Source organism: Desulfovibrio inopinatus DSM 10711 (genome assembly GCF_000429305.1).
GTDB lineage: Bacteria > Desulfobacterota > Desulfovibrionia > Desulfovibrionales > Desulfovibrionaceae > Alteridesulfovibrio > Alteridesulfovibrio inopinatus.
Window position 1 is genome coordinate 220,558 of the sequence record NZ_KE386879.1, and the last position, 8,982, is coordinate 229,539.

The window sequence follows — 8,982 nt, forward strand, 5'->3', positions numbered from 1 at the left end:
CGTTGTAACAACGTCATTGAGGCGGAGGATACCACTCCTCCGCCTCGTTCACTTTTCAGCCCCATCAACGTCATGCCCAACGATCTTTCCACCCGTGACCTTATCAAACAGTTCGACAACTTTATCGCTGTTGATACGGTTTCATTCGAAGTACCTGAAGGCACATTTTTCTCCATTCTCGGCCCTTCCGGCTGTGGGAAAACAACCCTCCTACGCATGATTGCGGGATTCGAAGAGCCGACGTCGGGCGTGATCGAAATCCGTGAGAAAAACATGCTTGGGGTTCCGCCGAACCGTCGCCCAGTTAACCTTGTCTTTCAACATCTCGCCCTGTTCCCCATGATGAATGTGGAAGAAAACATTGCCTTCGGTCTCAAACGCCGAGGCGTAGGCAGCAAGGAGATCAAGAAACGGGTTCACTCCATACTGGAGCGGGTCGAGCTGCCTGGTTACGGCTCCAAACAAGTCAGCCAACTGTCAGGAGGTCAGCGACAGCGTGTCGCTATTGCCCGATGCCTCGTGTTGGAGCCGTCGGTGTTACTGCTGGATGAACCGCTGGGAGCGCTGGACTTGAAGTTGCGTGAACAGATGAAAGTCGAACTTAAAAAACTCCAGGCCGAGATTGGCACGACATTCGTGTATATCACTCACGACCAATCAGAAGCTCTGGTGATGTCGGATCGAGTGGCGGTCATGAATAAGGGCCGTTTCGAACAAGTCGGAACACCACAGGAATTGTATAGCGAACCGGCAACACCATTCGTTGCGGGGTTTGTCGGCGACAACAACACCTGGCAAGGTTTACTCACCCGCCCTTCTCCCGAAACAGCGGTTGTGACGACAGCCGAAGGCCATGCGTTTGAAGTTCGCGACAATGCTGCGTGTGTCGAGGGGGCCAAGGTGACCTTGTTCCTTCGTCCCGAAGCCATGCGTATTGAGCCCAAAGAGACGAAGGGGATGAACATTTTCGGCGTCATCGTCAAAAGTATCCTTTTCGATGGTGCTAACAGTCGTTTGCTGACCGTCACGGAACAAGGACATGAATTGCTGGTTGCGTTGCCGCAAAATCGCAAGTTCGATTATATCCGTCCCGGCGACACGATTACATTGGGTTGGCATCATGAAGCCGGTGTCACATTCCAGGCGGAGGAATAGGACATGAAAGGCTCTCGACTTACCTTGTGGATTTTTCTGGCCCCAGTGCTGATGTGGCTGCTTTTGTTGATTGTTTTGCCGAACATTGATCTTCTCATTATGAGTTTACGAGGAGAAAATGATTACGGCGATCTCGTCTGGACCTTCAATAATTACTTTAACTTTTTCACCGAACCCATTTATTGGCTGACCTTTGTCCGCACGGCAATCTACGCCATTTTGACAACATTCATTACGTTTCTCATCGCCATGCCGGTCTCCTTTTATATCGCGAAGTTGGCCCGGAAACGAGTCCAAGGTGCGCTCATGATTTTGCTCTTGCTCCCCTTCTGGGTGAGTGAGTTGGTGCGTATTTATGGCTGGATGATCTTGTTGCGCGAGTCCGGAGTCATCAACTTTATTCTGCTGAAACTCGGTATTATTACGGTTCCCATTGAAATGCTTTACAATGACGCCACTATGATCATGGGGCTTGTCTACACGTCCATGCTCTTCATGATTGTTCCGCTGGTGTCTGTGATGGAAAGCTTGGACGATAGTCTGATTGAAGCAGCACATGATCTCGGCGCCAATCAGTTCGTCATCTGGCGAACGATCATCATTCCTCATTGTAAGCCGGGTATCACATCGGGGGCCATCGTGGTCTTCATGTTAACCCTTGGCAACTATCTGACACCGAATCTTATGGGCGGGAAAAATTCGTTGTGGTTTACCGAGCAGATTTATAACCAGTTTATTGCCAGTTTTAACTGGAACCAGGGGGCGGCGTTTGGCTTCCTGCTTCTGGTACTCAGTTCCTTGATCATTTGGATTGGTTTGACCATCTCACGGCAAAAACTCGGTGAGGTGGCGTCATGATTCGATCTCTCCCGCGCAGCCGGACCTATAATTGGTCATTTAATTTCTTCATTGTACTCTACTTCGTGTTTTTATTTGCCCCGCTGTTGGTAACGTGCGTTCTGGCGTTCAACGATTCCAACTTTCCTGCATTGCCGTGGGAAGGTTTTTCATTGGACTGGTTTTTCTCCAATGGACCGAAGCGTGTCGGCCTTTTTCACGATGATCAAATTTTGCGATCCATTGTAACAAGTCTGCAAACAGCGTTTTTTGTCTCGATTTTCAGCGTCGTTGTCGGTACCTGCGCCAGCTTTCTGTTTGAAAAGGAGCAGTTCCGTTTCAAGGGTGTTTTGTATTTTCTTATGCTGGCCCCACTTGTCATCCCTGGGGTCATTCTTGGTATCTCCCTGTTGCTCGCTTCCAATACTGCGGGAACATTTGTGGACACAACCTTTGGGTTCGACTTGGATATCTTTCGGCCCAGTTTTTGGCTGGTTGTCGTCGGACAATTTTCCTTCATCACAACCTTTGTGACGTTGGTGGTGTCGGCACGTTTACGAAAATTTGATCACTCCTTGGAGGAAGCGGCGCTCAATCTGGGGGCAACGCGGCTTGGTGTTATCTGGCATGTAACATTGCGCTACCTGCAGCCAGCCATCATCGGTGCCGGTGCTGTCGCCTTTCTTATGAGTTTTGAAAACTTCAATACAACGCTGTTTCTTGTCGGCTCGGAACCTACACTCCCCATCAATCTTTATATGCAGGTTCGTGACGGAAGTACCCCGGTCATCAATGCTGTTTCCTTGATGTTGATTGTGGGCACATCGCTTCTGGCCTTGGTGAATCTGTATTTCACAAAACGAGAAAAATAGATGTTCTTTGAACGCTTCCCCGGCTCGGGGTATGTATGCGCTCATCGGGGCGCACGATCCATTGCGCCGGAAAATACGATGAGTGCACTCCAGGCCGCTGTAGACGCGAAGGCTGATTTTTGGGAACTTGATGTTCAGAAAACGGCGGATGGTGCACTTGTCGTTTTTCATGATGATTTCTTGAATCGCACGACGGACATTCACACACACACCCAGTTTTTAGACCGACAACCGTGGCCGGTTTCACACTTTACCATTGAAGAACTCCGTCAACTCAATGCCGGATCATGGTTTCTCGCAGGCGATCCGCACGGCACCATTACTCGTGGAGAGATCGCCCCAGAAATACTGCCTCAAATGGGCGAAGAAGGTATTCCCACACTTGATGCGGTCCTGGAGTGCAGTCGAAAGAACGCGTTTCCCATCAATATCGAGATCAAAGATCAAATTGCGTCTCCAGGCGATGTGAGCATTGTCCGTGACGTCTATGATGCCATGCAGCGAACGAAAACACGGGACATGGTGCTTATATCCTCTTTTAATCATGAATATTTACGGATCATGCATCGTATTGATCCTGATGTCCCGCTGGCCGCATTGGTCGAAGAGAAGCACCCCGATGACCTTCTTTCATATCTCCAAAGCCTTGGCGCATGCGGGTATCACCCAGACCAAGCAATTATCGATACGGAATTCGTCCAGACACTGGCAGGACAAGGAATTAAAGTGAGCCCATATACGGTGAATGATATGGACTGGGCTTGTGCTCTCCTGGAAGCTGGTTGTTTTAGCGTCATCACAGATTTTCCACAGACGCTACGACGACGATTAACGGCCCATTCGATGTAACGATCTATCTTTTCACAATTCCTTCTCTCCTCCTTCTCTTTCTCGCAATGCTCTCTCGTGAAGAAATGACGGTGCCAGATGTCGCCATTTCTTCACGAGGAGTGCTTTGACATCGTATCTATTTTGAATCCTTTCGATCTTGAAAATTCTCCAGAAAAAAAACGTGCTGTGAAGCCTCTACGTGTGGTTTCCTTGACGCAAAAAATGAATTTGTATACTCGTCTCGTGACACGAAATCTAAATATTTAACATTAAAAAGGTGTTAAAATGCATATAATACGCTTGAAAGAACAGCATCTTGTTATTCGCAGTATCCTTCTTTGCTTTTTGGGAGTGCTCAGTCTTGTCGGTTCGGCACAAGCGGAAACGCCGGTGATTGATGCGCTGGGGAACCCTCTCGCCTTACGCAATGTTCAACATGTGATTTGTTCCGGGCCGGGCTGCCTGCGTCTCCTGGTCTATCTTGAAGCTCAAGACCGTGTTGTCGCTGTCGATGATATTGAAACAAAACGACGAGCATTCGATGCTCGCCCGTACGCGCTCGCCAATCCTCAATTGAAAAAACTCCCCACGTTTGGAGAATTTCGTGGACATGACAATCCAGAGCGTATTCTTCTCTTGAACCCTCAACCGCAGGTTATCTTCAAAACGTATCCAACAATGGGCCACGATGCGGCCGAGCTTCAGCAAAAAACAGATATCCCTGTTATTCCCCTCAACTATGGCGATCTGACAGCGCATCGAAGCGACCTCTATGCATCGTTGCGTATTATGGGAGAAGTTCTTGGCAAGCAGGAGCGCGCAGAAGCCGTCATTGCATTTTTCGATGATCAGATTCATCAACTTGCCGCGCGGACAAAGGACATCCCGGATGATCAGCTTCCGACGGTGTATATTGGAGGAGTCGCCCATAAAGGACCGCACGGCTACCAATCGACAGAACCGGCCTACCCGCCTTTTCTCTTTGTCAAAACCCTTCCCGTCACACGCTTGGGAGACGGTTCGGGAAAAAACTTGCAGCACGCCGATATCGCCAAAGAAAAAATTGTCGAGTGGAATCCAGACTATTTGTTTCTCGATCTTTCCACGCTGCAACTCGGGGAAAGCGCAGGTGCCTTGTATGAATTACGTACCGATCCGGCATACGCCACATTGACGGCCCGGAAAAACGGCAAGGTGTACGGTGTGCTTCCGTATAATTGGTATACGCAGAATTGTGGTTCGACTCTTGCTGATGCATGGTTTGTCGGCAAACTCCTCTATCCTGATCGCTTTGAATACATCGATCCCGTCCAGCAGGCCGATACAATCTATACATTTCTCGTCAACAAACCCGTGTTTGCTGAAATGAATGCGCTATTCAATTCTATGGCGTTCCGTCCAATCCCCATGCAATAACCGCCATGCATTTTGAAAACGGTCAAGTTCCTGCGGCGTATCGTCGTTATGTAAACATGAAGTTGCTCTTCATGTTTACGGCAGGGTGTGCGCTTTGTATCGGTCTCGTTCTGTCCATTGCTCTGGGGGCCGCGGATATACCGGTTCTTGATGTCCTGCATTCGCTGACTGGAGGGGAGGTCTCGGCACGAACCAACGCCATTATCTGGAGAATTCGTCTTCCCCAGGCGTTGACGGCGATCGTGGCCGGGGCCGGGCTCTCTGTGGCGGGGGCGGCCATGCAAGCGATTTTACGCAATCCACTAGGTTCTCCATTTACTTTAGGAATATCGCATGCCGCCTCCTTTGGGGCTGCATTCAGCGTCATGGTGCTTTCCGCCGGCACGATGACCTCATCTTCAGTGGGAGCCGTCAGCATCACGAATCCAATTGTGACCACGCTCTGTGCGTTGGTCAGCAGCATTCTCGCCGCGGGTGTTATCATCCTTATTTCACGCATACGCGGAGCAAGCTCAGAAGTTATGGTGCTCTCTGGGGTAGCGCTTGGAGCGCTCTTCACTGCCGGGACCATGTTTCTCCAATACTTTGCCGACGATGTGCAGTTGGCCGCCATGGTCTTTTGGACGTTTGGCGATGTGTCACGCGCGTCATGGCGTGAACTCGGCATCATTTCCGGTGTGACAGCCGTTTCGAGCCTCTACTTCATGATGCATGCATGGAATTACAATGCCATCGAAGCAGGAGACGAAACCGCGAAAGGCCTTGGGGTGCGGGTTGATTGGGTTCGTATGAACGGGATGTTCATCGCGTCGTTGCTCACATCCGTTATCATTGCCTTCCTCGGTATTATTGGGTTCGTCGGCTTGGTTGTTCCGCACGTCGTCCGCAGAATTGTTGGGGCTGATCATCGATTTCTTTTACCCGCCTCTGTTGTGTGTGGCGCTGTCTTACTCCTTGCATCGGATACTGCCGCACGTCTCATTCTTATGCCGCAAGTCTTACCAGTTTCTGTTCTGACAGCGTTTTTGGGTGCTCCTGTGTTCATTTACCTGATTGTGAGGGGGAACAGATCATGATTCTCGATGTCCAGGGCGTCAGCTTTCATTATAAAAGTCATCCCGTGCTGCACGATGTCCATTTTCATGTTGGAGCAGGAGAACTTCTTGCCATCCTTGGCCCGAATGGTGTGGGAAAAACCACGCTCCTGAAATGTATCAATGCGATTCAACGCCCCAGTGCCGGAACCGTGCTGGTTGAAGGCATCAATATTCGAGGCCAATCACCGGCAGATATCGCACGCCATGTGAGTTATGTCGCACAACGAAGCGATACGGCACGCCTGACAGTGTTCGATGCCGTGCTTATGGGACGAAAACCCCATGTCCGATGGAATGTGTGCGATGCAGATATGAAAATGGTGGACGCCGTTATCAAACGTATGGGTTTGGAGGCGTTGGCGTTGCGTTTTATCGATCAGCTCAGTGGCGGAGAATTGCAAAAAGTCTCCATCGCCCGGGCGTTGGTTCAGGAACCGCGGCTCCTCCTCCTCGACGAGCCCACGAGCGCTCTTGATATGCGCAACCAAGAGGAAATACTTCATCTTCTACGTCGTATCGTCGACAGTCATGGCATTGCCGCCGTGATGACCATGCACGATTTGAACTCGGCCCTTCGATTTGCTCATAAATTTCTCTTTCTCAAAAACGGCACCGTCTTTGCCGCCGGTAATGCAGACCAACTGTGCCAACACATGGTGGAAGAAGTCTATGGTCTGCCGGTGGAAATCCATCAACTCAATGGGCAATCCATTGTCATCCCCACATCAGTGTTCAAGGAGACAAGTCATGCAAAAGACATTCACGCCTGAGCGGATTGAACGCGTCATCGAATTTCATGGGCATAACTGCCCCGGCCTCAGCATCGGCATACGCGCGGCAGAGCTGGCACGCCTGCGATGGCCAGACGCGAAAGATTCGGAACTTGTCGCAGTTGTGGAAACGGATATGTGCGGAGTCGACGCCATTCAAGATTTGTTGGGATGCACGTTCGGCAAAGGGAACTTGATTCATCGCGATTTCGGCAAAATGGCGTTCTCGTTCTATTACCGCCCAACGGGGGAAGGATTTCGTGCGCTTCTCCGGCCCGAGGCGCGTGGCGGCAACGCACAACGGATGACCGAACTCATGCAAAAAATGGCGGATAATTGCGCCACTCCTGAAGAATGCGCAGAATGTGCAGCCGTGCGCATGGATCAGCAAAATCACTTTATGAGCGAAGCCTTGGATACACTGTTTGAGGTAGCCGAGCTTCCCCTCTCCCCTCCTCGTCCGGCGCGAGTTCTTGAAAGCCTGCAATGCTCCTCGTGCAAAGAAATGACCATGGAATCCCGCACGCGTCGCTATAATGGACAACATCTCTGCATTCCTTGCTTTGAGAAGGTGGAACAAAAAATGGTGTGACGAGCTGGACTTGCTTTGTGTTCTCAACATCGTATTCAAAACGCCCGGTCAACTTTTTGATTGACCGGGCGTTTTTCTTTGGAATTTGATACGAAGGCACAGAGTGACGCGAAGGAAATATGTTTATCGCGTGCTATAAAGAAAAAAACAATGACCCATTATGAAATTTGTCGTATTTACCATTATCTGTTATGCTGTGCTCTATGGAAGTATAGTATTTCGCGTGTATTTTCGAAGACGCAATCCACGAGATGATTTTGAAGATGTATGGAAGGACAGTGAAGAGGTCGCGTTTGCAAGTTTCAGTCAGCCCGATGTTATCTACATAATATCTCCACTTTTTCGGCAATGTTCGTGTCATGATTGGAAATACTATCGGTCGATGTTTTCTTCTTCCGACCCTCGCCGATTCTGTAAACACCTCGTCTATTGCGTCACCAACACGGATGAAATTCCGTCGCTGCCGCTCCCTTCCGATATGGACGTTCATCTTCCTTTGCTGCAGTATCTCCGCCAGCATAAAGATGGATTTCCACGAGGAGATATTCAATATAAAGATTATGGTCCGACACGATCATATATTTATTTCCCCGACAAAACCAACGTAACGTCGTTGGTGGCGGTAACCCAAGATCAGCAACTCTTCTTGTATGATACAACGACATATCGTTGGGATTCCCAGCGTGTACCACATGGAGAAAAAGAAATTCTGGAAGTCATCTTTGATCTTGAATCACCACTTCCAACACGTTCCATTCAAACAACGCGTCGTGTGCTTCGTCGAAACGGCACCATCGAGGTGACAGGAAACGTCATCGACGTCAGTGAAGAATCAAAAGATGAACACTTTCTGCTTATCATAGACACCTCATCGGAATGGGTTGAGATTCGCCACCATACACACAGAGCACGCTACCATATCAGAAGGAAATCCTTTCACGACACCTCTCCCCTGTGGATACCATTCGAACCGGCCGTCCAATGGTGGATTGATGAGGAATATCCCATCATCATGAAATCGGTGGCGGATCAACAGACGATGTGACGTGTCTTTCCTGAAAAATCGAAAGAATGTTACTGAGGTCGAAAGCGGTCCAAGAGTTCTTGTGTTTGTTCTGCTTCATCTTGCATCCCAAGTTGCTGAAAGCCTGCTAAGGATCGTTCTAACATGGGAATTCCCTTGTCGGGTTGGTCGGTTTGGCAAAGGAAAAAACCTAAGAGCTGGCCGGCAAAAGAAATGCCATCCAACCGACCTATATGAATGAAAAGGGGGTAGGCTTCGCTGAGTTTTTCAAACGCTGATTGCATGTTTTCGCGTTGAAGTTCAATTTGGGCTATATCCCATAACGTAGAGGCTATACCGTCCATATCTCCCAATTGTTTATTAATATCTAAGCGTTTTTCAAGCAGCG

The 8,982-nt window shown here is 49.4% G+C and carries 10 protein-coding genes; 9 read left to right on the forward strand and 1 reads right to left on the reverse strand.

Features of this window, described 5'->3' with window-relative positions; all coding sequences use genetic code 11:
* Window positions 1-72: 72 nt before the first annotated feature.
* The 9 genes from G451_RS0123510 (at window position 73) to G451_RS0123555 (ending at window position 8,615) form a co-directional block, all read left to right on the forward strand.
* The gene (locus G451_RS0123510) at window positions 73-1,155 is read left to right on the forward strand and encodes an ABC transporter ATP-binding protein (RefSeq protein ID WP_027186164.1); all 1,083 of its coding nucleotides are present in this window, start codon (window positions 73-75) and stop codon (window positions 1,153-1,155) included.
* Between the two features lie 3 nt (window positions 1,156-1,158).
* The gene (locus tag G451_RS0123515; RefSeq protein ID WP_027186165.1) at window positions 1,159-2,013 is read left to right on the forward strand and encodes an ABC transporter permease; all 855 of its coding nucleotides are present in this window, start codon (window positions 1,159-1,161) and stop codon (window positions 2,011-2,013) included.
* On the forward strand, window positions 2,010-2,864 hold the full coding sequence (locus G451_RS0123520; protein WP_027186166.1) for an ABC transporter permease: 855 nt from the start codon (window positions 2,010-2,012) through the stop codon (window positions 2,862-2,864). Before G451_RS0123515 ends, G451_RS0123520 begins: the two co-directional genes overlap by 4 nt.
* Complete coding sequence (locus G451_RS0123525) at window positions 2,865-3,713, forward strand: glycerophosphodiester phosphodiesterase (RefSeq protein ID WP_027186167.1); 849 nt, start codon at window positions 2,865-2,867, stop codon at window positions 3,711-3,713.
* Between the two features lie 267 nt (window positions 3,714-3,980).
* Window positions 3,981-5,111, forward strand: a complete 1,131-nt coding sequence (locus G451_RS0123535) for an iron ABC transporter substrate-binding protein (protein WP_027186168.1) — start codon at window positions 3,981-3,983, stop codon at window positions 5,109-5,111.
* A 5-nt stretch (window positions 5,112-5,116) separates the two neighbouring features.
* Entirely contained in the window at window positions 5,117-6,187 is a 1,071-nt protein-coding gene (locus G451_RS0123540) for a FecCD family ABC transporter permease (protein WP_027186169.1), read from the forward strand.
* On the forward strand, window positions 6,184-6,978 hold the full coding sequence (locus G451_RS0123545; protein ID WP_027186170.1) for an ABC transporter ATP-binding protein: 795 nt from the start codon (window positions 6,184-6,186) through the stop codon (window positions 6,976-6,978). The genes G451_RS0123540 and G451_RS0123545 overlap by 4 nt, the downstream gene beginning before the upstream one ends.
* On the forward strand, window positions 6,956-7,570 hold the full coding sequence (locus tag G451_RS0123550) for an FmdE family protein (protein WP_027186171.1): 615 nt from the start codon (window positions 6,956-6,958) through the stop codon (window positions 7,568-7,570). The genes G451_RS0123545 and G451_RS0123550 overlap by 23 nt, the downstream gene beginning before the upstream one ends.
* 160 nt (window positions 7,571-7,730) lie before the next feature.
* On the forward strand, window positions 7,731-8,615 hold the full coding sequence (locus G451_RS0123555) for a hypothetical protein (protein WP_027186172.1): 885 nt from the start codon (window positions 7,731-7,733) through the stop codon (window positions 8,613-8,615).
* 29 nt (window positions 8,616-8,644) lie between these two features.
* On the opposite strand, the gene G451_RS34700 is transcribed toward G451_RS0123555, so the two are convergent.
* Window positions 8,645-8,982, reverse strand: a 338-nt coding sequence (locus G451_RS34700; RefSeq protein ID WP_051261837.1) for a hypothetical protein, incomplete at its 5' end; no start/stop codon positions are given.